Annotated in this window: 1 protein-coding gene; it reads left to right on the top strand. The window is 40.0% G+C overall.

Annotated features, from left to right (window positions below; genetic code table 11):
• Window positions 1-30: 30 nt before the first annotated feature.
• Window positions 31-1,648 (top strand): MMPL family transporter (locus tag ABZA26_RS14590; protein ID WP_372715217.1); only part of this gene is annotated, 1,618 nt, incomplete at its 3' end.

The raw sequence follows: 1,648 nt of genomic DNA, 5'->3' as shown, positions 1-1,648 counted from the left end.
GCTGTCACTCATGAAAATCAGGTGGAATTTTTGGAAGAAAATATTTTTCTTTTGATGAAGGATAAGGATCTTGAAAATACCGAGAAAGCTATGGCTGGATCGAATCTGAAAGATTTTTTTGCAGGGGTAAATGATGGTTTTGAGAAGGGGTATATCGATGAATCTGACAGTGGTAAAATAGACAAGGACAAGGTAAAACTCCTGAATTTTTTGAATCTGACGGAAGATATAATATTAAAAACAAAAGACGGGGAAATAAGTGCTGAAGATGCCAGAAGATTTGTGAGGGGAGATCGATATATTTTGTCTCCCGACAAGAGTATGGGGATACTGATGGTGAAATCCGCAGTGAGTATAGATGACTTTGAAAATGTGATAAAAGTGGTAAATAATCTTGAAAAATATCTACAGGAAGAAGCTGAAAAATACAATGTAAAAATTGGAATGACGGGACTCCAGGTACTTTCCAGAGACGAGATGGTGATTTCCAAGAAAGATATGGAAATATCAAGTACTCTTTCTATGGTACTGGTGCTGGGGATATTTATTATAAGCTTTAAGATCGTGAGGTACTCCATTCTGGCACTTGTTCCGTTGGTATCCGGTATAATATGGTCAATGGGAATGACCTATCTCATCATCGGGACTCTCAATATGATGACCGCCATGATGGGAGCCATACTCATAGGGCTGGGGATAGATTACTCCATACACATCATCTCTGTATTTCTTGAAGAGAGAGGAAAGGGATTGAGTATAGAAGATGCTGTAGAAGCAGTTTATTCTAAGACGATGAGAGGTGTGGCAACAGGAGCAGGAACAACAGCCATAGGTTTTTTAATGTTTGCTTTCAGCGACTTTCCGGGATTTAGAGAGTTCGGACTGGTTCTCGGTATGGGGATAATATGCACCCTGGTATCGGCGGTTTTCGTACTTCCATCTCTCCTTATGCTGTTTGGAGGGAAGAGCTGTATAAAAAAACCTAAAAGAAATCTGTTTTTACAAAAGACCGAGTATTTTGTCATAAGCAGAAAAAAGAGCTCGCTTCTGGCAGTACTTTTTATAATGATAATCCTGGGATCCAAGTCCGGAAAGGTGGAGTTTGAAAATGATATGCTGAAGATAGAGCCTAAAAATCTTCAGAGTGTGGCCCTTAACAGGGAAATCATAGATAAATTTGACTTCAGCTCTGACAGTACAATAATTATTTCAGAAACGCTGGAGGAAGCCGAAGCCGTCTTTGAGAAAGCTGACAAGCTGAAAAGTATAGGGTTAATCTCTTCGGTTACTGAGTATATTCCATCAGAGGAGAAGCAGACTAGAAGGATGACAGCTGGAAAGAGGATCAAAGGAAAGATCGGAAATACTCCGGACAGAGATATCTACACAGAGGAGCTGGGAGAAGAGCTCGTAAGACTGGAAAACAATCTCCTGGAACTGGGAGACCTGTCCTATATAGGAGGGGAGGAAGACCTCAGAAAAAGATGCGACGAAATAATAGAATCAGGGGTTATAGGGGAACTCATTGAAAACATGGACATATATCGGGAGAATATTGAAAAATCCCAGGAAATATTTATAGGGGAGCTGCAGAGAATAATCAGAAAAAGCAACACAGAGAAAAAAATAAGTCCTGAGAATCTACCGG

Source organism: Ilyobacter sp. (assembly GCF_041583315.1).
Taxonomy (GTDB): Bacteria; Fusobacteriota; Fusobacteriia; order Fusobacteriales; family Fusobacteriaceae; genus Ilyobacter.
This window is presented reverse-complemented; position numbering and strand designations above follow the sequence as displayed.